This window comes from Paenarthrobacter sp. TRD_SC_7, assembly GCF_056156245.1.
Map to the genome: position 1 here is coordinate 2970213 of NZ_CM149587.1, position 24816 is coordinate 2995028.

Consider the following 24816-nt stretch of genomic DNA (forward strand, 5'->3'; position numbering starts at 1 on the left):
TTAGTCACAAAACGCCAACCCGTCGAGACCGACGCTAGTGGGCGATCTTCAGGGCCCGCAGCCGGCGGTACAGCGTCGTGCGACTAATGCCCAGGGCCGCGGCGGCCTGGATCTTGTTGCCTGCGGCGGCCTCCAGTGCCTCGACGATCGCCGCACGCTCAGCACGGTCCCGGCCGAGAAGGGGCTGCGTCCTGTCCCCTCGATGCGACTCGGGAAGATCAGCAACAGCGATCCTCCCGCCGTTTCGCTCGGACAGCACCTGCGTGAGGACCCTGTGGAGCTCGGCCAAATTCCCGGGCCAAGGCTGTGTGGCCAGTGCCTGTAACGCGGCCGGGGAAAAGGTGTAGGAGGCGCCCCCGGAGATTCTTCGCGCGAGGGCGTCGAGCAGAGCCGGGAAGTCCGCGACGCGCGCCCTCAGTGGCGGCATCTCCAGTGTGTTATCAGCCAGGGCGATCACCGACCGCACGCAGACGTCGCTGGCCACCGCCTCCGCGGTGGACGTCATGATGATCTGAGGGCCGGCGGCGTCGCTGGTAAGGAGCTGGCGGATCAATGCCAGCTGCGGGGGTGGTAGCAGATCTATGTTGTCGATAATGAGTAGCTCGGCGCTGCTGCGGGTGTACGAGAGGAGCCGCTGAGACCACGCTTGTGTGCCGTCAAGCTGGGCGTCGACACCATCGATCACGATGGGCTCGTGGGAAGCGCCGATCTCCCGTGCCGCTGTGGTCCTGCCGGAACCGGGTTCGCCGATCACCGCCACCGAGCCGGCTTTCCCTTGCACCGACCTCAAGCGGGAGCCCCAGACGTGTCCCGAGCCATCCGGTCGAGGTCGGCCCCGGGTGGTTTTCATGGTTCCCTGCCACTGCGGGCGCAGCGTCAGGATGGCTCCGCCTGAGGGGACCAGACGCGTTTCGACAGACACTATCCGCTCCGGGCTGATTTCCAGTGAGGTCGTCGTCGCATGATTCGGACGGGCGTCAGCAACGATGCGCCGCAGAGTGTCGTAGTCGATGTGCTCCAATAGGCTCTCCGCCTGCTGATTGCTCATCACCACCTCGTCACCGAAGGCGCAGACGGCGTCTCGCGTTCGGCCGGAGGCTCGTCGGAACTCCGTCATCAGCCGGTATTCGTCGGCGTACGTATTCTGCATGAGCTGGTGTTCAATCTGGCGGACCATGCTCCGTGCAAAGCCCTCCAGCAGCGAGGGCGTAGAGTCCGCAAGCGCCGTGACATTGAGGACACCTTCGATGCGTCCACTCCCAGGATGGACGATTGGAGCGCCGAAGCAGGAGAATGTCCGGAACGCCTCGATGAAGTGCTCATTGCCATTGACGGCAATGCCACGACTCACCTCCAGAGCGGTGCCCACGCCATTGAAGCCCACCGTCTCTTCGGTCAGGTCAGTGCCGACGGACAGTCCTCGCCTTTTGACCTGGTCGCCGATGTGCGACTGCCTGTCACCGACGGTCTGGACCAGGCGTCCTGAGCGGTTGGCCAGGAGCAACGACACTTCGAGCCCGGACAGGTCTTCACCCGCTGCGCTCAGCGCGGGCGCTGCCGCCCGTAGCAGCGCAGTGGCCGGTTGTCCTGCCGCCAGATGATGGGGTACGGCGGGGACGTGGTGAGGGGTCACGCCGTACAGTTTTGACCGTTTCCAAGCCGATAATACGTCTGTCTTCTCCGCGGCGAGTCGAGACACTGTACCTCCATTGCCCAGAAGCTCCGTCGCTCCTGGTGCCCCACAAAAGTAGCCCAGGTCGCTTGTTAACACAACGGCGCGGCGCCGCCCGCGAGCCCCTGACCTGATCAGAGAGATCCCATCCGGGCAAATAAGGAGCAAGGGTGGCCGCAGTGTGCCAGATCTGCACACTTGCTGCACCCGCTTCCCACCTAGCCTGAAGTTCCGAGGGGATCTGCGTCACATTCAGTAGTGGCGCGCCCAGGGCTGAGAAAGGAAGTTTATGAAAGCATCATTAGCAACCGTGGTGGGCCAGGGGTTCACCGTCCACGATGTGCGGATCGATGATCCGATCGGACGGGAGGTACTCCTCGACGTCAAGGCATCGGGGCTGTGCCATTCCGACCTCCACCTGATCGAGAACGACTTCGGCCTGCCGCTGCCCGCCGTCGGTGGCCACGAGATCTCCGGTGTGGTGCGCTCCGTCGGCCCAGGCGTGACGAGCATGCAGGTGGGGGACCATGTGGTGGCCTGTTTGATTCCCTACTGCGGTGCCTGCGCCGAATGCCTGTCCGGTCGGAGCACGCTCTGCCTGAACCCCACGGCCGTCTCCCGCACACAAGACCAGAAGCCTCGTATCTCCCTCCCGGACGGCACTGCCGTGGCCCAGTCCGTCCACGTCGGTGGCTTCGCCGAGCAAGTGCTCGTCCATGAGAACCAGTTGGCCGTGGTGAACAAAGAGATCCCGTTTCCCCAGGCCGCCCTCCTCGGCTGCTCCGTGGTGACCGGCGCCGGTGCCATGATCAACACTGCCCACGTTCGTCCGGGTGACACGGTGGCGGTGGTCGGTACGGGCGGCATCGGACTCAATGCCATCAGCGGCGCCCGTCTCTGCGGTGCCAAGCACATCATCGCGGTGGACATTGATGACACTAAGCTGCAGGCCTCTCTAAAGTTCGGCGCTACCGACCTCATTAACTCCAAGAAAACCGACCCCGTCGCGGCCGTCCGCGAATTGACAGGCGGAGTCGACCACGCCTTCGAAGTAATTGGTTTGGAGGCCACACAGAAACAGGTTCAACAGATGACACGCCCTGGCGGGACGGCGTATCTCATCGGCATCGCACCTCCCGGCGCGACCACGACTTTCGACGCGTCCCTGGACGCGCTGTTCGCGCAGCGGCGACTGCACGCCGTGCTGATGGGTTCCTCGAACGTTAAGCGGGACATCGCGCTCTACGCCGACATGTACGTCCAAGGCCGGTTCGAACTGGACAGCCTGGTGAGCCAGGAGATCAGTCTGAACCAGGTCAACGAGGGATACGAGAAGTTGAAGAAGGGTGAAGTCATCCGCTCGGTCATCACATCTTTTTGAGCACCGGCATCACACTCCTTATCACCATCATCAGGTTGACCCCTGCGTCAGCCAGGAAGGAACGATCATGAGCATCACCGTTGATCCCGACACCACTTCAACCATTTCCTCCACGCAATTGAAGGAGTTCCTCACAGGTTCTCAGCAGATGCTGATCAATGGGGAGTGGGTAGATGCCGTCTCCGGCAAGACCTTCGCCACCTATGATCCAGCTAGCGGCGAGGTTCTTGCAGAGGTGCCGCAGGGAGAGGCTGCGGACATTGATGCCGCTGTCGCCGCGGCACGGGCGGCCTTCAATGAGGGTTCCTGGGTCCGGATGCGACCGAACCTGCGCGAGGACTTGCTGTGGCGGATCTCGCAGCTGATTTTGGAGCGCGCCGATGACTTCGCAGAACTGGAGTCTCTCGACAACGGCAAGCCCATTGGCATCGCTGGGGCCTTCGACGTCCGGTCCGCAGCGGATTGTTTCCGGTACTACGCCGGCTGGCCGTCGAAGCTGCAGGGGGCGACCAACAACCCTTCCATGCTGTTGGCGCCGCCAGAAGGCGAGTTCCACTCCTACACGCGGAGGGAGCCCGTGGGAGTCTGCGCTCAGATCATCCCATGGAACTTCCCGCTACTGATGGCTGCCTGGAAGATCGCACCCGCGCTGGCCACCGGCAACACCGTGGTCCTCAAGCCGGCCGAACAAACTCCGTTGACCGCTCTTCTGCTGGGTCGCGTCCTTGTGGAGGCCGGGGTTCCGGCGGGTGTCGTCAATATCGTCACCGGCTTCGGAGACGCCGGCGCGGTCCTGTCCGGGCACCCCAACGTGGATAAAGTGGCGTTCACCGGGTCAACAGAAGTCGGAAAGAAGATCGTTGGAGCGGCCAGGGGCAATCTGAAGAAGGTGTCCCTGGAACTGGGGGGCAAGTCTCCGAACATTGTGTTCGCGGATGCGGACATCCCGAGCGCCGTGACCGGCACAATCCAGGGATTCACACTGAACTCGGGACAGGCCTGTGAGGCCGGCACGCGCGTCTATGTCCATGAGGACATCTATGACGAGTTCAACGCCGCTCTGGCCGAACAAGTCCGGGCCCTCACGATGGGACCCGGCAACGACCCCGCGTCTGACATCACCCCGCTGGTCTCCGAGGAACAGTTGGAGAGGGTGATGGGCTACCTCGACGCCGGCAAGCGCGAGGGCGCCCGAGCCCTGGTGGGCGGCAATCGGTGGGGAGACTCGGGGTACTTCGTGGAACCGACGGTTTTCGTCGACACGACGCCGGACATGTCCATCGTGCGTCAAGAGATCTTCGGGCCGGTCGCCGTGTCGATTCCATTCTCCGAGGAGGAGGAAGTGATTCAGGCTGCCAACGACACGGAGTACGGACTCGCCGCCGCACTGTGGACCCAGGACCTAAGCCGGGCACACCGTGTGGCGAGCCGCCTGAACGCAGGATCTGTTTGGGTCAATACCTACCACGCCTTGGACAGCGCACTGCCCTTTGGTGGATATCACCAGTCAGGGTGGGGGCGGGAACTTGGACCCGAGAGCATCGATCTGTACACCCAGGTGAAGTCGGTGACCATCGCGCTCTGACGCCACGGTCGAGGGTTACCCACCACCCCCTGCCTCTCCGGGCAAGCGGATGAGGCGGTCGTCAGTTTACCCAACGTGGACGAGCCGGAGCGGCTCGTCCACGTTGTTTAAGTCCAGCATGGGCACGCAGGTGGTGCGTGGACCGCAGCACTTGCGGACCGTCCTGCTGAACTCAACGTTCGTAGACCAACGGCCGCCTGAACATTTACACCGATGTTCATGGCTTCACGGCGGCTGCGGAGGACATCGAGCCGTGGGTCGTGTTCGTAGCGACATGCGTGAGCACGAACCGTTTCGCTTCGATTGCTGCCGATACCCAGACCCGTTATATCCACGTAAAATGCTGAGTCGGCTGGATCTCCGTCATAGAAATTGTCAGCAAAAGCCTCAGAGCACCGTCCTCAGTATCGGCGAAATCTCTCCCCAGTCAACGTTGGAAACGTTCAGTGACCCTTCTAGTTCGTGCGAGACCGCACCTGCCATGTCCGCGCGACTTCCCGATCCTTACATTCCAGGGACGCCTTCCCAGCTTCTTGCTTGGCAATGCCGATGGGACCGGTGGCCATAAGGTAGGCAAGCTCATACCAAACAACCGCAGGCCGTTGGTCCCCCAAGCTCGCAACTCCCGTCGACCGCTTCGACCGGAAGGGCTCCATACCCGTCACTTTGAATCGCGCTGCGGAGTTCTCTGGGGTATCGCAACCGATAGCGGCCGTATCACCAAACTGTTTGGGAACGTTGCCCCTATCGTTGGTTGTGGTACTTGCAGCACCATGAGAAGAAGGCGCAGCTTTATCGGGTTGCGCCGGCGCTGCACAAAGACGTAACTGCCAGCGCGGCAAGCGCAATAACACTTGGCAACGAAGGTTCTAGAGTTCGGATACATGCCGGCGACGTATCGTCCATGTTCGGCGCTCCAAACCATACCGAGGTTGGAGTCCCGAGCGGCTCAAGCGATTTCGACGGCTTCTCCGCGTACTGTGATCCCGCCGAGCTGTGGAATATCAACGGTGAGTCTGCTCGGGCGGCCGACGTGGCTGCCTTGGTGCACCACCACCCGGCTGGGTGGTTCCACAAGCGAAAGCAGGCGGAGGTATCCACCGAAAGCGGCGGCAGCCGAACCGGTCGCTGGGTCTTCAGTGATGGCGCCTACCGGGAAGAGATTGCGCGAGTCGAACTCGCCCGCACCGATCTCGCAGAACGTCGTTACGGTACCGGCCCAGCCTTGGGAGTCCATTAGGGTGCGCATGGTCTCCGGGTCGAACACGAATGAATCAAAGGTCTCTCGGGCAGCGAAGGCCAGCATCGGATGCCAGTTTCCAGCAAAGGCGAGCAGGGGAGGATATTGGGGGTGCTATTCGTCCCGACCCACGCCGAGCAACCCGAGCAGAGTGTCCAGAACACCTATTGGGAACTCGGCCACGCGGGGTTCCACGCTCGTGAAGGATGCCGTGATGTGAGCCCCCTGGCCCGTGGATTCGATCGAAACCGGACCCACGGACGTATCGAACATAAAGGTTCCCGTACCGTGAAGCCTCGAAAGCGCGACCGCGAGGGCAATTGTGGCATGGCCGCAGAACGGTACTTCGGCAATCGGGGAGAAGTACCGCACACGGTTTCGACGTGAGTCTCCGTTGACGGCAGCCTCGGTGATAAATGCCGTTTCGGCATACCCGACATCGGCCGCGATGACCTGCATCTGCACCTCGTCGAGACGGGACGCATCCATGACCACTCCGGCCGGGTTGCCTCCGCCAGGCGTGGTGGCAAAGGCGGCATAACGAAGTACGTCGGGAGTCTGATTCATTGCTATATCCTCGGTGAGTTGTGAAAACGGGTGTGTGGAGACCAGCAGGGCGAAGCGAAAAAAATAGGCTCGACATGCGAGACGGGTCATAGGAGGTGGTTCATGGCTGCCCATTGGAGCAGAATGACCGTCTTACCATCGACGATCCTGCCATCGGCCGTCATGGCAAGTGCTTCATCAAAGGGAATCTCTAACACTTCGATGTCTTCACCTTCTTCCGTCACGCCGCCTCCGGCCGCTGTCCGATCGCTCGGGCCGTAGGGCGCGGCATAGAAATGGACGCGTTCGGTGACAGACCCGGGGCTCATGTAGAGGTCGAAAACATGCCGCAGTCCCCCGACGGTGGCGCCGAGTTCTTCGCTGGCTTCTCGGCGGATGGCCACCTCTGGATCGTCATCATCGAGGAGGCCGGCGGCTGTTTCGATAAGCATCCCGTCAACGTGCTCATTGACATAGGCGGGCAGCCGAAACTGCCGCGTGAGCAGGACGGTTCCCCTGACGGCATCGTAGAGAAGAATCGTGGCGCCATTGCCCCGGTCGTAGGTTTCCCGCTGCTGGACAACCTGGCGCCCATCGCGCCGGCGATAAGTGAAGGTTGTTCGACGCAGGACGTGCCACCCATCCGACGTCACCTCGACCCGGGTGATACCTACATCCGGATTGCGGTTCATACCCATGCCGATGCTGTCCAGGCCGGTACGGCCCCTGCCATCCGGGACGTCTGTCCCAGGCTGCCGGGAAAGAGGATTCTCTTGCGTTACTGTCACGAGAACACTTCCGAGTGTGACATGTCGACGCCGGGGACCTCATCGAGGCGGTAGTAGACAGGTAGACCCTTTGCGTGGGCGATCGCGACGTCCTGGTCGGCGCCCCGGGACTCCCCAGCCAACCGCAAGACGGCGTCGCATCGATCGAGCAGGCGTTGGGCCGTCGGGTACATGACTTCACCGGCGAGCGGGTCAGAAAGGTCGTTCACGCTGGCACTCTTGAGGACCGGCAGCGCAACCCACTCGCCGATCATCGGTAAATGGCCTGCCTGGAAAATGGGCCACGCTACCTGCTCGAGCCGAGCGAGATTGCGGCGTAGCAATTCCGGTTCATCTCCAGTGCCGGAACGGTAGGGGCCCGCGATCAGAATCATCATGGAAGTCTTCATGGCCTCTAGAATAGTGCACAAACATGAAAGACTCGGAAGGAATGCGAATGCTTGCTGCAGAACGCCACGCCCTACTCCTCACCCGCCTCGCAGAGGAAGGCAAGCTCGTCGCGAAGGACATTGCCGCTGAGCTGGGTCTGTCCGGCGACAGTGTCCGCCGCGACCTGCGGGAACTTGCCGCCGCTGGATTGTGCCAGCGCGTGTACGGTGGCGCCTTGCCGGTCTCGCCGGCAATCGCCGATTACGCCGCCCGGGCCATAGTTGAGCCCGAAAGCAAAAATCTGGTGGCCCGCTGTGCCGCCCGCCTCATCGATCCGGGCTGTACCGTCATCCTCGACGGCGGCACCACAACCCTCGCGGTTGTCCGGGCTCTCGCGCCTTCCCTGTCGTGCACGGTCATAACACACAGTCCCACGATCGCTGCCGAACTCGTGCCGCATGCAGGCATAGACGTTTTTCTCCTAGGAGGGCGCCTGTTCAAACATTCGGCCGTCACCTGTGGTGCTGCCGCTGTCGAGGCCGCGCAGACGATCTCGGCCGACCTGTTCCTTCTCGGCGTGGCCGGCGTGCATGCCACAGAGGGGCTGACCACGGGCGACGTGGACGAGGCCGCCATGAAGCGGGCACTGGCCGGCAGGGCTGCCGACACCTACGTACTGGCCAGCGCGGAAAAGATCGGCGTTGCCTCCCGGTACAGGGTCCTGCCCATGAACGAGATCGCAGGAATCATCACCGACCGTGCACCCCAGGACCCAACCCTCAGCGAGCTCGAAAGGAACGGCACCACCCTCATAGACGCGAACGCTTGAGGCCCGCCTCGGCGTCCCCGCGGCTTCTTGACGCTGGCGAGATCCGGCGGGCGAGCCTGGGCCTCACTGCCCCCGCGAAAGAGGGTGCTTGGAAGAGCCCCGGGCTGGGCGCCGGTTGGAGAGTGAATCCGATCCGCGATCCTTGCGTGAAGCTGTGCAGCGGAAGGTCCGGGAGCTGTCCGACGGATAATATCTCCAAACCTTGCGTTCAGATGTCTCCGTGTTCCGAACCAGCGTTGGCGGGTGGTGTGTACAGCTGCCTCGCGAGTGTGATCATGGCTTCGACGCTCTGAGACTGTTTGATAGCGGCTGGCCAGGAGATGGAAACGGGGACACTGCGCACTGCGGGGTTTATGGGTCGAACTGCGAGTGGTCGCCCTTCATAGGATTGGTTGGAGGCGGGTTGCTGCACGAGGATGGCATAGCCCATTCCGCGTCCTACCAGCGATCGGGTCACTTCGTAGTCCAAGGTCCTGAACCGGATGTTGGGATCCAGACCCGCGCTGGAGAACATCATCATCGTGTTTTCGCGGCTTGGGTTGACGTCCAAAAGAATCATCGGCTCGTCAGCCACATCCTCCAGTCCCAGCGTCGGGCGCCTGGCGAGTGGGTGGTCCGCGGCCAAGACGATGGCGGGCGAAGTGTCGAAGAGCCGTTGGCTCCGCAGTCCATTGGGCAGTGACAGGTCGTAGGCGATGGCCAGGTCCAAGGTTCCGGACTTGAGCCCTTCCTGCACGTCTGATTGCGGGCCGACGAAGAAGTCGAGGTCGACGTAGGGGTGCCGCTTACTGTAGTTGTCGATGAGCGCGGCCAGTACGGTAGGCGCCAGTGTCCCGTAGCAGCCCAGTGTCAGGGACCCACGCAACTCGGCTCCGGCGTCTGCGGCGTGAAGCTCCAAATCGGTGGCCGCATGGAGCAGCCCTTTGGCGCGGTCCAGGACGTATCGGCCAGCCGCAGTAAGTACCACGCCGTGAGCTTTGCGCCTTATGGTCAGCTGTGCTCCGAATGCTCGCTCGAGTGCGTTGATTGCTCCTGCCACTGCCGATTGCGAAATAAGCAGGGTGTCCGCAGCTGCCGTCATGGTTCCGTGTTCCGCCACGTTAACAAAAATTTCGAGCTGCCGCAGTGTGTATCGAGCCACCCGTTACCTCCTCGCAAAAACCGTGGATATATCGCAGATACTTGTACTTTACCGGGGATGTGTTCTGTTCCACACTGAGTCTCAGGCAAAGTTGCCCACGACTTCAGGAGACCAATGATGATCACCCAGGGAACCCCCAAAGCCCCACACTGCCCGTTCACGGGGGCACTCCCGGAGGATACAGCGGAGCGGAATGCCCTGCTTGCCTCAGTTCCAGCAGACCACGGTGCCGCCACGGATTCCCCAGCGGCTGAGGCATTCGTTGAGGCCCCGGTAGCAGACTGGGTAACCATTCCCGACCTCTACCGCAACCCGTTCCCTATTTACCGGCGCATGCGTGAAGAGGCCCCAGTGCACTGGGTGCCGGCAGTGAACCGCTACATGGTCACTAGCTATGCTGCCTGCCACACCATTGAACAGGACGCGGACACGTTTTCCGCCAACGAATCCGGTTCACTGATGAAGCGGGCCATGGGCCACTCAATGCTGCGCAAAGACGACCCGGAACACAAAGTGGACCGGGACTCCTACGGCAGCACGCTGCGCCCCGGAATGATCAAGAATCATTGGGCGTCGATTTTCGCAAAGAACAACACCAAGTACCTGGAAGAGCTCGCCGCCAAGGGCCCGGGCGCTGATTTCGTCTGGGACTATGCCGCCCCCTACGCGGCAGAGAACCTCAGGCTGATCTGTGGCTTCCACAACTCCTCCCAGGAGGACTTCCAGCGCTGGAGCCAGACGATGATCGATGGCACCGGCAACTACGCCGACGACCCCTCCGTGTGGGCCAAGAGTGAAGCATCGTCCAAAGAGGTAGACGCGGCCATTGAGGACATGATCCCGTACCTGCGCAAGAACCCCGATCCATCGCTGCTTTCCGGGCTGGCCTCCATGCCCATTCCATTTGAGTCCATCAAGGCCAACCTCAAGATGACCATCGGCGGCGGCCTCAACGAGCCCCGCGACGTGCTGGCCACAACGGTCTGGGCCCTGCTGGCCAACCCGGACCAACTGGACGACGTGCTGGCAAACCCGAAATTGTTCTCCGTCGCTTTCGAAGAGTCCGTCCGCTGGGTCGCGCCCATTGGGATGTACCCGCGCCAGACGACCCGCGAAACAGTCCTCCAGGGTGTGCGCCTCCCCGCCGGAGCACGGCTGGGCGTCGTGCTCGGCGCCGCAAACCGCGATCCTGCCGTGTTCACTGACCCGGAAACGTTCAACATCCATCGCCCTAAGAAGCCGCACCTTGGCTTCGGTGGAGGCGCACACTTCTGCGCCGGAACCTGGGTCGCCCGCGCCCAGGTGGCCCAAGTGGCGATGCCCGCGCTCTTCGACAGGCTGCCCAGTCTGCGGCTGGACCCTGATAACCCCTCTATCGACGCCGGCTGGGTATTCCGCGGACTGACCAAAATGCCAGTCCTCTGGAACTGAAACCAGCCCCAACCAAGCACTCCAAGGAAGAACCATGCCAACCATCACCTTCGTACAACCCACCGGAAAATCCGACACCGTCTCTGTGGAGGAAAGGACGTCTCTCATGCGCGCCGCGGTCGCCAACGGCGTTGAAGGAATTGTCGGCGAATGCGGCGGCCAAGCCATGTGCGCCACCTGCCATGTGTATGTGCGCCCCGAGTTCGAGGACGCACTGCCCGAGCTCAGCGAGGACGAAGACGAAATGCTCGACTGCACCACGGCAGAGCGGACAAACCAGTCCCGCCTTGGATGCCAGGTGAGCGTCGGTGCACATCTCGACGCAATCATCGTCGACGTCCCCACGGACCAGGTCTAAACCATGGGGGTCATCATCATCGGAGGCGGCCAAGCCGGCATTCAAGCGGCCGACTCCCTCCGCGCCGGCGGATATACCGACAGCATCACCATCCTCGCCGACGAAGAGGGTCTGCCATATCAGCGCCCGCCGCTGTCAAAGGACTACCTGGCCCCGGGTGGCCGCCCTGGGCCCCTGCCGCTCCGGCCGGCCTCCTTCTACACCGACAACGACATTGACCTGCGCACCGGTGTCTCCGCAACGGACATCGACCGGGACAACAAGGCCGTCACCATCTCAGACGGGACTGCGCTTCCCTACGACCACCTTGTCCTGGCCACTGGTTCCCGCAACCGCAAACTGTCCTGCCCCGGAGCGGAAGCGACAGGCATTCACAGCCTGAAAACGCTGCAGGACGCAGAAGACCTCCACGCGGCTCTCACCCAAGCCCGGGACGTCATTGTCATTGGAGCAGGATTTATTGGCTTGGAATTCGCCGCAGCCGCTAGAGTGCACGGATGCTCCGTGACAGTGCTGGAATATGCCCCCCGGCCCATGGCCCGGGCCCTGACTCCTGCTATGAGCGAATGGTTTACCGACGCGCACCGACAGAACGGTATCGAGCTTCGACTCAGTGAAGGCATCAGCCATTTTGAAGCTGGCCCTGATGGCGCGGTCTGTGCCGCCCACTCCACCACAAACCGGCGTTACCCGGCTGATCTCATTGTTGTCGGTGTGGGCGTCATACCCAACGACGAGATTGCCGCCAGGTCCGGACTGGAAACAAACAACGGCATCGTGGTGGACCAGTCCCTGAGAACTTCAGACCCCCGGATTCTGGCCATCGGCGACTGCGCAAACTACCCGAACCCCCATACCCGGACCAGAACCCGGCTCGAGTCGGTCCAAAACGCTGCGGCGCACGGGCGACACGCAGCACAGGTCGTCCTAGGCGCAACGGACCACTACGAAGAAACACCCTGGTTCTGGTCAACACAAGGCACACTGCGCCTGCAAATGGCCGGAATGTCCAGCGCCGATGACACGGCCACACTCATCGGCGACCCCGCTGCAGGCAAATTCTCGGTCCTCTGCCACCGGGATGGCCAACTCGTAGCAGTCGAATCCGTAAATGCCGCAGCAGACCATATGGCTGCCCGGAAACTTCTGTCCGCAGGCCTGGGACTGTCACCCGAAGAAGCCCAGGCTCCAGGCTTCAGCCTGAAAGCACATACAAAGCAGGCACTGCTAAACCCCGCCTAGCGCTCTCCCCTAAACACCGCCTTCACCCAACGCAGGAGAAACCATGCCCAGTGCAGCAACCGACGCCGCGGCGAAAAATACGCAACGCCGCGTGGCATTCGCCACCATCGTCGGAACCACCATCGAGTGGTACGACTTCTTCATCTACGCCACAGCCGCAGGACTCGTCTTTGCCCAAGTGTTCTTCGCCCCCGCGGGTGAGTCGATCGGGCTTCTGCTGGCATTCGCATCCGTAGGGATAAGTTTCCTCTTCCGCCCGCTCGGAGCCTTCCTAGCCGGACACTTTGGCGACCGCATCGGCCGTCGTCCGATGCTAGTCCTAACCCTCATCCTGATGGGAGCCGCCACCACACTCATCGGAATCCTGCCAACCTACGAAACTGCAGGAATCCTGGCCCCCGTCATGTTGCTGCTGCTCAGAATCCTCCAAGGCATCTCAGCAGGCGGCGAATGGGGAGGCGCAGTACTCATGGCCGTCGAGCACGCCCCACGGGACCACCGCGGCCGCGCCGGAGCCTTCCCCCAACTCGGAGTGCCGCTGGGCATGCTCCTGGCCTCCGGAGTCACAGCCGTTATGACCGGATGGGTCTCCCCCGGAACAGCCTTCATCGAATGGGGCTGGCGCGTGCCCTTCCTGCTCAGCATCGTTCTGATCGCCGTCGGATACATGGTCCGGCGCGCCGTCGACGAATCCCCCGTGTTCCAGGAAATCGCCACCAAAAAGCAGCAGACGAAAATCCCGGCAGCCGAACTGTTCCGCAAACACTGGCTATTGGTCCTGCTCGCCGCACTCGTCTTCGCAGGAAACAACGCAGCAGGCTACATGGCTACCGGAGGATTCATCCCCAGCTATGCCACCAGTCAGGTAGGCCTGGACCGCACGGACGTACTCCTTGCGATCACGTTCGCCGCTGCCATGTGGTTCCTCTTCACACTTCTCTCCGGCTACCTCGCAGACAAGATCGGTCGCAAACGCACCTACCTGATCGGCTTCGCCTCTCAGGCACTCATGGTATTCCCGCTGTTCTGGCTCATCGACACCGGCTCACTGCCCATGCTCTACCTCGCGCTAGGCCTGTTCACCATCGGTCTGGGACTCAGCTACGGGCCACAGGCAGCCTGGTATAGCGAAATATTCCCCGCGTCAGTCCGCTTCTCCGGCGTATCCATCTCATACGCGATAGGCGCCATCCTGGGAGGGGCATTCGCACCGACCATTGCCCAAGCACTCATACAATCCACCGGAAGCAGCGCCGCGGTTTCGCTGTACCTGCTCGGCATGACCATACTGTCCATCATCGCGGTCCTGATCCTGCGGGACAGACCAGGCATAGACCTCTCCATCAACAACCAAGCCGAACAAGAAGTCGGAGCCACAATCTTCGACCAGCGTCGGGAACGGGCCTACGAAAAAGCGACCCTCTAGCAATTACAAGCACACCAGGCCCTGCGGGTTCTCCTCACAATGACGGGAGCCCGCAGGGCTTTGCAAGGTTGCAGTACCTGGAGCCATTTCGCGGAGGATCTCCGGTGATGCGAGTCGTGAGCGCGTTCTCCAGGTCGTGTTTGGCGATCTCTGCAAAGAGGCCGAGGAACTCGAAGTTGCAGCAGTCCTTTCCCATTTGCCGGGCAAGTTTCGGAGCGAAACTGTGAGCTAGAGGGTGGAATTGAAGCGGTGCATCCAAGAGCCTTGGGGCGGGCTCCAAGTCTCTGACGGGCCCTCGAATAACCGGAGCTATCAGGTCCGTCGGGTCAGGACACACCTCAACCTGACGCCAGGCAGGTGGCCGAGGGCCCTCAAAATAGGGCCCGATTCCTCTTTCACTGACAGATGCTCAAGGAATTCTCTGAACGCAACCCGACACCACTGACTTGCCCTGTCGGCAGCGCGACATATGGACCCTTATGTGCGGCAAACGGCAGGCCGCCCATGCTCAGCCGTCAAGCGCGTGACCCGGCCAACCTCCACAGCCCCTGCCAACGACTAACAGCCCGCACCTCGGCCGCCCCGGCGCCGTTTACCGGGGAAGCTACGGCTGGGACCATGTAGCTGAAGTCGGGCATGGGCTCGGCTGGCAACGTAAAAGCGCCGACGACTCCGGGTTCGGTGCCGTCACTTTCGGCACGGACGGCACCACCGCGCCCGATGGCACCATCGAGCAGCCAACGAAAACCCATGACGGACAAACCGGTGGCCAGGACGGTATCTATGGGTACTTTGATCGCAGCACCGAGTCAACCAGCAACCAAGCCAAGATCGCCCTCGGCTTGAGTGACCAACTCACGAACGTGAAACGATGACCACCATGTCTTCGCGAAGATTTCTCATCCAAGGCCTTGTCATTGCCGTCCTCGCTGCCCTTACAGGGTGCGGGACCACTCCGGGCACGGATTCCCCTACCAGCACCGTGGAGCAAACTATGGGACCAGAAGAGGCCCGCAAGGAATACCTCGACATCTTCACCCAAATTCAAGCTCTAGCCTCTGGCGACTGGACGAAAGTCACACCAGACACACAGGGGGACGTCTGCGATCTGCCTCTGGGCATTCAAAGGGGCTCAATTCAGCTTCGACAGTACGCACGGTGCGATCTCAGAAGATCAGGCTGAAGCAATACATAAGACGGTAAAGGAAATCTTTGAGAGCAAAGGGCTAAGAGTTGTTCAAACTCAGCCCTCGGGGCCGAACCGAGACCAGACGACCACTGGCTTTGGTGATGGCAAGTTCTCCATGCAGCTTGGGGCGAAAGAGGCAACTGTACTGTTTGAGTCACCGAATCCAGACTTCAACTGAAGATGGAGCTTCCGCCGGATCGACGTAGACCTGAATTTGGTGACGCCCCATCGCCTGAAGAGTGGCTGAGGCGACCTGACTCGACAGAATACTTCCGAACTTGACTTGTCCCTCTCCTAGATCAAGCTCGCACTCGTAAGCTAACGTCTTCCCTTCGGGTTGCCCCTCTCCCTCATTCACCTGAAGCTCAACATCTCCCAAGAGATCCTCTTGGGTGGCGATAAGGATCGAATTGGAGTTTGAGACGGCAGCCTCGGTACCGGTCTCCCACTCAGCTAAGCTCTCTGTTTGCTCAGTAAAAAAAACTACTTGGGCGCCAAGAGGCATCACCGTTACCGCATTAATTGACATATTCATCCCATCGATCATCTGCTATTTAGCTTATCGAACCTCAACGTCGAAGAAGTCTCCGTCTCCTATCCCATTTTTCTGATAAAAGTTCGACATAACGCCGCCTTGAATTCTTTGCTCAGCGATGGGAACGCCACGGATCTGAGCGCCACTACCACCTTGAGCCGTCGAGGCAAACGGGTACTCGTCGGGGCTGCCTGGTCCATCGAATCCTTGCGTAGCCGACTTTCTATTGGCTCGGATCATATCGCGGTCCGTGATACGCGAGAGCGTCGACGGATGGCCGCCATCTATCGCAGTCTGGATGTTCTCAGCGATATTGGGCATCTTAGCCGAGTCTATAACTAGCATTGGTCTTGGCGGCAAGTCACCAAGCTTGCTGATCGCTGGAGACGGAAGGTCAACCTTGTTGGCACCTTTGAGTGGGATTCCACCAGTGACCAAGCCTTCGGCTCCGGATTTGAGGAATCCGGCGACAGTGTGGGGGCCGGGCGCGGTGGCGTAGCCGGCAACGTTCGAGACGGTTCCGTCGACGCCGTTGACGATGGCTTCGCGAACCACCGGGTTCGTCGCTACCTTAGTCGCGACTTTGCCGGCGATCATCCCGGCCCCGCCACCAACCATACCGACGACACCAGAGACGGCAGCTTCACCCCAGTTGACTTCGCCGGTGGTTGCTTTTTGGATGACGACGTCGGCGCCGAAGCTCATCAATCCCATACCGACGATCTGGCCGCCGGGGACGAACATCAACGCCGCCCCGCCCACGACGGCAAGGCCGCCGACGACGTATTCCCAGTTGTCTCCGAGCCAGTCTCCTGCTGCGGCGAACGCGCCGCGGGAGGAGCCGTCGTAGGCTTTCAGGTCGGCGTCGGTGAGGGGTCGCAGGCCGGTGGGGTCAGTGGTGTTGAGGGGGTTGTTTCCGGCGTAGGCGTAGGGGTTGCCGTCCCAGCCGGCTCCGAGGACGGGGGCGAGGGGGTCGGTGGAGAGGAAGCCCCGGGTGGTGGGGTCATACGCCCTGGCCCCGAGCCATTCGAGTCCGGCGATGTCGATCCCGCCGCCGGCGGTCAGGGTGACCCCGGCGGGCAACACACCGCCCACACCCGCATTAGCAGCTGCAGGGCTGTCTGGGGTGGGGGTGGTGGGGGTTCCGAGGACGGCCCAGGGGTCGTGCTGGTCGGTGGGGCGGGCGGCACGCCAGCCCGGCGCGGTCCACGCTTGCCCGATACCTGTGACTCCGCCGGGCAGGGACACTACCTGGGTGGTGTTGATCCCGGCCAGGGTCGGCACGGGTGCTGCGGTGTCCCACCACAACGGTGTCCCGTCCACGGTGGCGAGTTCACCGAGCGCGTCGACGTGGAGCCGGTGCCGGTTGCGTTCGGCCCCGTCCGGGTCCTTTTCGACCGTTCCGGCCAGGTACCCGGTGGGGGCCCAGGCGTATTCGGTCCAGGACCCGTCCGCCCCGATCACCCGGACCCTGCGACCCAGCCCGTCATACACATACTCAGTCCCGGAACCATCAGGTTCCGTGACAGTAAGGAGCTGGCCTGCGGCGTCGTAGCTGTAGGTGCGGGCCCCGGTGCCGGTGGTTTCGCGGAGAAGCCGCCCACCGGCGTCGTACTCCCACCCCAACACCGAACCCGACACCGAAGCGGGCGTTCCCGTTTCGGCAGTGATGGTGGTGGTGGTGGAGGTGGTCAGTTGCCCGGCGGTGTCGTACCCGTACCGGGTCACGACCCCGTTCCGGGTCAGCGCGGTGATCCGCCCACCATCCTCACGACCGATCAGGGTCACATCAGCCACACCCGGGTTACCGGTGTGGGTGCGGGTGTGCTCTACGAGGTTCCCGTTCCGGTACACCCATTCCTGGGTGTAGTTCCCGGCGGTCGCCGAAACGATCCGACCGGAGGGGTCGTGGGTGAAGGACGCGTCCCCGAGCAACGGGTTGGAGACCTTCACGACCCGCCCGGCGGGGTCGCGGGTGTAGCGGGTGGTGGTCCCGGTGGGGTCGGTGATCGCGGTCCGGTTCCCGTCGCCGTCGTACTCCCACGACAACGTCCCAGTCCCGGTCCCGTTCCCGTTGGTGCGGCTGGTGAGGAGCCCGCGCCGGTCAAAGCACAGTTCGTGCTCCACCGCGTACCCGGCCCCGCCGGTGTGATCGGTGATGACGACCCGGCGGCCGGTAACGTCGCGTTCGATGGCGGCGATCAGTGTCCCGTCCACCGAGGTGGTCGCTTCCCGGCCCGCACGGTCGTAGGTCCAGGTGGTGGTGTGCCCGTCCGGGTCCGTTTGGGACAGTTGCCGCCCCGCGGGATCGTAGGTGGCGGTGGTGACCCGCCCGAGCGGGTCAGTGACACTATCGACCTGGTCCGTGGCCGTGTAGGTGCGGGTGGTGACCCCACCCAGAGGGTCGGTGATCCGGACCAGGCGGCCGCGGGTGTCGTACTCGAACCGGGTCCTGCCACCGACCCCGTTGATGGTCCCGGTCAGTTCCCCCGCCACGTTGTATTCAAAGCGGCGGGTCCCGTACCAGGAATCCTGGGCGAAGCTCAGCCGCCCAACCTTGTCGTACCCGTACCGGGCCGTCCCGTCCCCCGGGGTGTGCCGGGCGGTCAACCGCCCGCACGCGTCGTAGGCGAAGGTTTCGACCTCGCCGGTGGGCAGGGTCCGGGAGGTGAGGCGCTGATCGGGGTCGTAGGCCAGTTCCGTGACCGCCCCGACCGGGTCAATACTGCGGAACGGGCGGCCGCAGTGGTCGTATTCGAAGCGGGTCACCGCCCCGGCCGGGGAGGTGATCGAGGTGATCTTCCCGGCAATGTCGCGGCCCAGGACCGTCAACCCGCCCTCACCATCGACCAACTCGACCGGGTTCCCCGCCGCGTCATAGCTGACCAGCTCCGCGGACCCGTCCGCGGCCTCCACTTTCGTGGGGCGGCCGTACTCATCAAAACTGTAAGTATTCGTGGCGAACGCATCGGTCAGGGACGCCGTCCCGTTGGATCGGTCGGTGACCGCTCCGGTCCGGACCCCGGTCGGGTCCACAACCCCCGTGAGGGCGCCGACCGTGTCGTACTCCCGCACCCAGTCATGACCGGCAGGATCCGTGATCCCCACGAGCCGGGAGAGGTTGTCATGGGTGAACCCCCACCTCGCCCCGTCCGGCAACACCGCACCAGTGAGGTTCCCAAGCTCATCAAAGACCCGCTCCACGACCCGGCCCAGCGGGTCGGTGGTCCGGACCAGCTCACCGTTGGGGGCGTACTCGAACACGGTCCGACCCCCATCCGGGGCAACCATTGCGGTGACCCGTCCCGCGGGGTCATGCTCGAACGCCCACACCGCCCCGTCCGGGTCCACCCGCCGGACCAACACCCCGGCACCGTCATAACTGAACCGGGTCGCGGCCCCCGAGGGGGTGTACGCGGTGACCGGTCTGCCGGCCTGGTCCCGGATGATCCTCGCCACGTCTCCTGCGGCGTTGCGGGTTGCGATCAAGTCCCCGAACTCGTCGTACTCAAAACCGATCGTGACCCCGGCCGGGTCCGTGACCCGTTCCAGGAGCCCGTCCCGCCACTGAAGCTCGGTCCGGCCACCCAGCGGGTCCAGGATCACCGACGGGTCCCTCGAGACCTCATCGGCGTACTCATACGTCACCACGGCACCGGACGCGGTGACCAGGGTAGTGATGCGGTCCTGCCCGTCCCACCCGTAGGTCAGGTCCGCGCCCTCCGGGGTGAGCGTGCGGATCTTCCGGCCGCGGGTGTCGTAGCCGTGGACCGTGACCGCACCGTCACGCTCGGTCAAAGACACCAGGTTCCCGTGCCCGTCATACGCCATGGACTGGCGCTGGTCCTCCGCGTCCAGCACCCCCACCAGACGGCCCTTCGAATCGGCGACCCACGAATTCGACCGGGACCCGTCCTCATCCGAAACCACCGTGACCCGGCCCGGCAAATACGCGAACCTCGTCCGCCGCCCATGCTGTGTGACCTGCAAAACCACACGGCCACGCTCGTCATAGCTGTTTTCGGCCTCCACCACACCCGCAGCCGAGACCACCGAGGCGATCAGGCCCTGCTCGTTCCACCGATACACCCTCGTACCGGTCTCCGTGCCCACCGTGACCAAACGGCCCGCGGCATCGTAGCCGTATTGAACCCGGCGCCCGTCCGAACCACGGACCACCGCGACCACACCACCGACATAATCGATCTCCAGGAACCGGCCCCGCACATGCACCAACCGGTGCACCACACCAGCCCCGCCCCCGACCGCTTCACCGGTGGCGTCCGCGCTGGCATCCGCGCTACCGGGATCCACAACACCGGACACGGTCTCTGATGGTGTGTGGCGGTGGGCCGAGACGGTCCGGCCTGGGCCTGCCCCGGTCCCGAGCCACACCCCGGCGGTGGTGTAAGCCCACCAACCGCCCTGGTTATCCGTTACCACCAACACCTCAGTGACACCCTCCGGGACGGAGGACAGCTCCGCCAACCACGGCGCCGTGACCGGGTGCCGGGTGAGCCAGAAGTTCTCTCCGACCGCACGGGCCCAGCCGGTACCCTCACGGGGGAAATCCACCGCCCGGCCATCAGCCATCACCCAGCGGCAACCCTCATCCGACAAGACCAGGTGCTGGTCCAACACCGACGCCCACCCCGGACCAAACACCCCGGGGGTGTCCAGGCCAGAGCCCAACGAGTTATACATCCGCGTCAGCACCAGGTCCGAGCACGCCCCGGCGAACCCCAGATCGGTTTCGGGTTCAATGAAATTCCCCGTCGCCGTGTTCACCGGATCATTCGCATACCCGCTCGTGGGCATCGCCCCGGCCGCCGTGGGCGGATCAATGACCAGGCCCGTCCGGTGCCCCGAGACCCCCGCCGCTGCCAACGCCTCGTTCACCGCAGCGTCCGACAGGGTCGAGACCGCCCCCTCAGCCCCGGCAGCAGCGAACGCGTCCGCGACCACCACCGCCCACGCCGCGTCATTCTCATTAGCCCGCAAATACTGCCGGAACGCCGTCACCACACCCGCAGCATCCAACCGGCCCCACCCGCACCGGTCCGCGAACGACGACAGTTCCCCCTCCAAGGACCCCGGCACCGACGCGACCCCATCATCCAGGCCACGGGACCCGGCAGCGAAACTCCGCAACGACTCCGGACGCGCCGAAGACACCCCGCCCCCATACCCGCCACCCGGGCCCGGGGTCTCCCGCGACCCCGACGCCGGGGACTCGGACGGGAACGACGGCGCACTCCCCGGCTCCATGTTCGGCCGGGCCTCCTCACCAAAAACCATGTCCACGCCCTGCTCGAAAAGATTCCGGTTGTTATGCCGCCGCACCCACTCGTTATTCCGCCGCCGCCGGTCATCCTCCTCCCGCGCCTTTTCGATCATGGTGCCCACATACCCGGCCACCGTCCGCAACGCCGCCGCCAACCCCGACGCGTCCCTGGCCGCCGTGGCCGCGTTCGCCGCGAACACCTCCGAAAAATGCCCCCGGAAATCCTCCCCCGCCCCGGTCACCAACGGAGCACGCGAACCCGAATGCTCATCAACCCGCGACGCTGCGGACTCAAAAGCACCCTTCACCGACTCGGCAACCCCATACACAAACCGGCCACCATGGCCAGCATCGGAATCCGGCAACAACGGCATCTCAACGAACTCGGTCACAACCAAAGCCCCCCACAGAACAAGAACGCGAACAAAACCCAGCAACCCACAACCCACGAACACAGCGCAACGGCCGGGCAACCACACCGCACTAACGCGGCACGATCACCCGGCCCCCACACTCAAACAAACAGAATCAGGCCCCGCCACCAGCAGAGAAAATATCCTGCGAGATCTTCTGCAACTGACCCCGCAACTGCTCCAACTCTTCCTTGGCCTTATCCAACGCAGCCTTCGTCTCCGGCCACGTCGAACCACGGAACTCAGCAGCCAACGGCCCATCCCACACATTCGGATCCGACAACAAACGCCCCTGCGCATCCAACGCCGAAATCTGATCCGTGAAACCACCAGTAATAATCGACTGCACCTGACCAATAGCAGCCTTGGCCTGCTCAGTAGACAACACACGCGACATAGAACTTTCCTCCCAATAAGAACAACCGCAACACCGGAAAACCCCGGCGACCAGACGCTGCCCAAACTACCAACACCAAGGAATAAATCCAACAAACAGAGTAATAACTTCTGTCAAGCAAGGGCCAATTTTCATTGATCGCTCCCTGCCGTAGATGTGGGATACGGCTACCGAGAAGTAATCATGGGATCACTCTACTGACTCGGTTGCCGTCGCGCCGCGCGAAGTCATACTCCCGCGCTTGCTCATAGAGTTGCGCACTCCGCCTTGGTGACGGTGAAGTCCAGACTCTGGGTGCTTCCCTCGAATGTGTACGCGTACCTCATCTTGATACCGGCATCAAGAATGTCTTTCGTCGATGTGGCCGCACACACGGTCGGAAGGACCATGCTGCGTAGGGAGTCTGCGCTGACCGTGGACGGGTCGACACTGGATGAGACGACGTAGTCGTAACGGATCGCATGGCCTTCGGCCTCGATTCCAGTCAATGAGGTGACAGAGTCCACTTGCATCGGGAACTCCCCCTGAAGATCGCGCGCTTCCTTGACAACGGATTCAACTTTGCTCTCGACCGATTCGGATGAACGGTCAAAGGCTCCGGACAAGGCGAGAACGGCTCCGAGTATGAAGAGGCAAATGTTCAGGCCGTTCCCAACAAGGACAATCCAGCCACAGATTCTCCCGAATGGAGCCCGCACGCCCAGGGCCTCGGCCTTGGCGGCATTCCTGATCGCCAGGGGACCAAAGATGACGCCGAAAAAGAAAATTCCGATGACGGCAAAGGTTGTCGCTTTGGACCTCAACGCGGCGCCCTCCAGGTCAGGGAAGAAAAATGGTCCCTCTTCCTGTCCGTCGTCAGACTCGTGGTTGGGATAGTTGGGTGGCGTAGCGTGGGGCTGCTGGGCGAATTCGTGGGGCATAATCCGGTCTCTCTCGTACATGATCATTGGAAGGTCTCTCCAGAGACTACGGGCCGGATACGACAACCCTTTGTCACACGTCCTATAACCAGAGGGCCGGATCTTTTCAGATAATTGTCTTCGTGAACCAGCACGGGTACGCCGCCTTGTTGCTGTGCAGGGTTGCACGGTTGCCGAAGGGGAGCCGTAACGAGGTTGCTGCGTCGAATACTTTGTAGCCGGCGCGGTTGTAGAAGGATCGGCCTGCGGTGGAACAGGATCCAAAAATGGTGAATGAGGGGGCGCTTCGACTTTCACACAGCTAGTGCTGGATATCATCTTCTGAATTGTCGTTACCAAAGGTGGACGTACTCGCAGAAAACGCGAATAACCTCGTTACAACGACCTAAGGGGCCCTTTCGGCAAACTGGTCGGCTTCGACATGAACGCCCCGACAAGCGTGTGAACTCCAAATGCTCGGCGACCTTGGAAGGGACCGCAATCCGCGCCGGGCACTCCCCCATTTAGTCGTAGTTACGCGTCGAGGACACCGAAGAGACCTCCCCAAAGCACCCGGTCGCCCGTGGCGGCTGGACTCACACGTCGCTGCGGCCCTGCAGATGGTGCGCTTGCGAACGGGCGCCATGTCGCTCGGGCCCCTTACACGCGATGAGTGGACGTAGGCCGAACAAGTGAAAGGAAATACCCGTGATCCGGCTCAATAAAGAAGATTTAAGTGTGGACAATGTCCACACCCCCTTTGGCCTGACAAAGCTCTCCTGAGTCAAGCCTCTGAACTCCAGCAACGAGCCAAAAAACAAGAACCTTGACGCAGGACCTCGAAGTCATGTTGCGCTCACCACCCCTACCCATGAAGGCGGGTAGGCCAACCACGACCTACCGAACGAACCAAGAAAGGAACCCATAACCCCAGCTCACAGCCAGCGGAGGGCCAACCAGCCACGACCCTGAACCCGCTCCCCCACAACCAAACAGGCGACCCGCGGCGCCAGGCACACCCCGCGGCCAGTGTCAGAGGGACCTGCCAACCAGAATGTAAACACGTTAAAGCAAAAACCCCCTCTGACGAGGGGGTATGCCGTGCCCGAGGTGGGACTCGAACCCACACACCTTTCGATACTGCATTTTGAGTGCAGCGCGTCTGCCAATTCCGCCACTCGGGCGCGGATTACCGGGAAGTTAACTCTCGCTGACTGCCCTCATTTCTGTGAGCAACGCGATCCTTTCCCAGCACGCGAAACTACTCTACATGCAGATAGGCTGATTCAAAGAACCGGGCGCGCTGATGCAACAAAAACCAGCCATCAAAGAGTCCACACTAAGATGGACATGAACCCGCCGAACCTTTTCAAGGAGATCCCGTGACCGAACAGACGGAGTCCACGTCCACAGCCCAGCCGGCCCGACGCGTTGTCGTAGCCGAGGATGAGACCCTCATCCGCCTGGACATTATCGAGATCCTGAAGGGCGAAGGGTACGACGTCGTCGGCGAGGCAGATAACGGCGAGAAAGCCGTGCAGCTTGCCGAGGAACTCAAGCCTGACCTTGTCCTCATGGACGTCAAGATGCCCGTTATGGACGGCATCTCGGCTGCTGAGAAGATCGTCAAGGCGCGCATTGCACCTGTTGTGCTACTGACCGCTTTCAGCCAGAAGGAATTGGTGGAGCGCGCACGCGACGCCGGTGCCATGGCGTACGTCGTCAAACCGTTCTCCCCCGCGGACCTTATCCCGGCCATTGAGATCGCCCTTTCCCGCCACGAGGAAATCAAGGCGCTCGAGAACGAGGTTTCCGACCTTCAGGAGCAGTTCGCCACGCGCAAGCTTGTAGAGCGCGCCAAGAGCCTCCTGACCACCAAGATGGGCCTGACGGAGCCGGAAGCCTTCCGGTGGATCCAGAAGACCTCCATGGACCGCCGCCTCAGCATGCGTGAGGTTGCCGAAACCATCATCAACCAGGTCAACTAACAAAAAGCAACGCACGACGGCGGCCGCGCACCTCACACGAGGTTCGCGGCCGCCGTCGTACTCACCAGGAAACAAAAATGCGGGCCCCGCCAACGGCGGGGCC

16 protein-coding genes, 1 tRNA gene and 1 pseudogene are annotated in these 24816 nt (G+C 62.3%); 8 read left to right on the plus strand and 10 right to left on the minus strand.

The window, feature by feature from the left end:
* Nucleotides 1-34: 34 nt before the first annotated feature.
* Nucleotides 35-1633 (minus strand): sigma-54-dependent Fis family transcriptional regulator, encoded by a 1599-nt coding sequence (locus tag AC0J5Z_RS14400; RefSeq protein ID WP_475033390.1) that lies wholly within the window; start codon nt 1631-1633, stop codon nt 35-37.
* Nucleotides 1634-1961: 328 nt separating this feature from the next.
* Here AC0J5Z_RS14400 and AC0J5Z_RS14405 point away from each other — a divergent pair, with 328 nt between their 5' ends.
* Nucleotides 1962-3053, plus strand: a complete 1092-nt coding sequence (locus AC0J5Z_RS14405) for a zinc-binding dehydrogenase (RefSeq protein WP_475033392.1) — start codon at nt 1962-1964, stop codon at nt 3051-3053.
* A gap of 67 nt (nt 3054-3120) precedes the next feature.
* Nucleotides 3121-4638: an aldehyde dehydrogenase family protein gene (locus AC0J5Z_RS14410; RefSeq protein WP_475033394.1), complete on the plus strand. Its 1518-nt coding sequence runs from the start codon at nt 3121-3123 to the stop codon at nt 4636-4638.
* A 949-nt stretch (nt 4639-5587) separates the two neighbouring features.
* On the opposite strand, the pseudogene AC0J5Z_RS14415 reads toward AC0J5Z_RS14410, so the two are convergent.
* The 3 genes and pseudogenes from AC0J5Z_RS14415 to AC0J5Z_RS14425 all read right to left on the minus strand — a co-directional run bounded on the left by AC0J5Z_RS14415 (nt 5588) and on the right by AC0J5Z_RS14425 (nt 7601).
* A pseudogene (locus AC0J5Z_RS14415) lies at nt 5588-6559 on the minus strand (PhzF family phenazine biosynthesis protein).
* On the minus strand, nt 6532-7212 hold the full coding sequence (locus AC0J5Z_RS14420) for an NUDIX domain-containing protein (protein WP_475033398.1): 681 nt from the start codon (nt 7210-7212) through the stop codon (nt 6532-6534). The pseudogene AC0J5Z_RS14415 and the gene AC0J5Z_RS14420 overlap by 28 nt, the downstream one beginning before the upstream one ends.
* Nucleotides 7209-7601 (minus strand): DUF4406 domain-containing protein, encoded by a 393-nt coding sequence (locus AC0J5Z_RS14425; protein WP_475033400.1) that lies wholly within the window; start codon nt 7599-7601, stop codon nt 7209-7211. Before AC0J5Z_RS14425 ends, AC0J5Z_RS14420 begins: the two co-directional genes overlap by 4 nt.
* A 47-nt stretch (nt 7602-7648) precedes the next feature.
* Between AC0J5Z_RS14425 and AC0J5Z_RS14430 the strand changes: the two genes are divergently transcribed.
* Nucleotides 7649-8410, plus strand: coding sequence for a DeoR/GlpR family DNA-binding transcription regulator (locus tag AC0J5Z_RS14430; RefSeq protein WP_475033402.1), 762 nt, complete (start codon nt 7649-7651; stop codon nt 8408-8410).
* Between the two features lie 208 nt (nt 8411-8618).
* On the opposite strand, the gene AC0J5Z_RS14435 is transcribed toward AC0J5Z_RS14430, so the two are convergent.
* Entirely contained in the window at nt 8619-9551 is a 933-nt protein-coding gene (locus AC0J5Z_RS14435) for a LysR substrate-binding domain-containing protein (protein WP_475033406.1), read from the minus strand.
* A 114-nt stretch (nt 9552-9665) separates the two neighbouring features.
* On the opposite strand from AC0J5Z_RS14435, the gene AC0J5Z_RS14440 reads away from it, so the two are divergent.
* From AC0J5Z_RS14440 to AC0J5Z_RS14455, 4 genes are read left to right on the plus strand one after another with little or no spacing between them, the layout of a single operon-like run.
* Nucleotides 9666-10982, plus strand: coding sequence for a cytochrome P450 (locus tag AC0J5Z_RS14440; RefSeq protein ID WP_475033409.1), 1317 nt, complete (start codon nt 9666-9668; stop codon nt 10980-10982).
* 34 nt (nt 10983-11016) lie between these two features.
* Entirely contained in the window at nt 11017-11340 is a 324-nt protein-coding gene (locus tag AC0J5Z_RS14445; protein WP_475033412.1) for a 2Fe-2S iron-sulfur cluster-binding protein, read from the plus strand.
* Between the two features lie 3 nt (nt 11341-11343).
* Nucleotides 11344-12582: an NAD(P)/FAD-dependent oxidoreductase gene (locus AC0J5Z_RS14450; protein ID WP_475033414.1), complete on the plus strand. Its 1239-nt coding sequence runs from the start codon at nt 11344-11346 to the stop codon at nt 12580-12582.
* A gap of 43 nt (nt 12583-12625) precedes the next feature.
* The gene (locus tag AC0J5Z_RS14455; protein ID WP_475033416.1) at nt 12626-14008 is read left to right on the plus strand and encodes an MFS transporter; all 1383 of its coding nucleotides are present in this window, start codon (nt 12626-12628) and stop codon (nt 14006-14008) included.
* 1343 nt (nt 14009-15351) lie between these two features.
* Here AC0J5Z_RS14455 and AC0J5Z_RS14460 read toward each other — a convergent pair.
* The 5 genes from AC0J5Z_RS14460 to AC0J5Z_RS14480 all read right to left on the minus strand — a co-directional run bounded on the left by AC0J5Z_RS14460 (nt 15352) and on the right by AC0J5Z_RS14480 (nt 23909).
* Nucleotides 15352-15732: a hypothetical protein gene (locus AC0J5Z_RS14460; protein WP_475033418.1), complete on the minus strand. Its 381-nt coding sequence runs from the start codon at nt 15730-15732 to the stop codon at nt 15352-15354.
* A 24-nt stretch (nt 15733-15756) separates the two neighbouring features.
* Nucleotides 15757-21408, minus strand: a complete 5652-nt coding sequence (locus AC0J5Z_RS14465; RefSeq protein ID WP_475033421.1) for a DUF6531 domain-containing protein — start codon at nt 21406-21408, stop codon at nt 15757-15759.
* Between the two features lie 136 nt (nt 21409-21544).
* Entirely contained in the window at nt 21545-21826 is a 282-nt protein-coding gene (locus tag AC0J5Z_RS14470) for a pyrophosphorylase (RefSeq protein WP_089593717.1), read from the minus strand.
* Nucleotides 21827-22071: 245 nt separating this feature from the next.
* On the minus strand, nt 22072-22746 hold the full coding sequence (locus tag AC0J5Z_RS14475) for a hypothetical protein (protein ID WP_475033423.1): 675 nt from the start codon (nt 22744-22746) through the stop codon (nt 22072-22074).
* Nucleotides 22747-23827: 1081 nt separating this feature from the next.
* Nucleotides 23828-23909 (minus strand) — tRNA-Leu (locus tag AC0J5Z_RS14480).
* Nucleotides 23910-24107: 198 nt separating this feature from the next.
* Between AC0J5Z_RS14480 and AC0J5Z_RS14485 the strand changes: the two genes are divergently transcribed.
* Entirely contained in the window at nt 24108-24713 is a 606-nt protein-coding gene (locus AC0J5Z_RS14485) for an ANTAR domain-containing response regulator (protein ID WP_011774540.1), read from the plus strand.
* Nucleotides 24714-24816 lie beyond the last annotated feature (103 nt).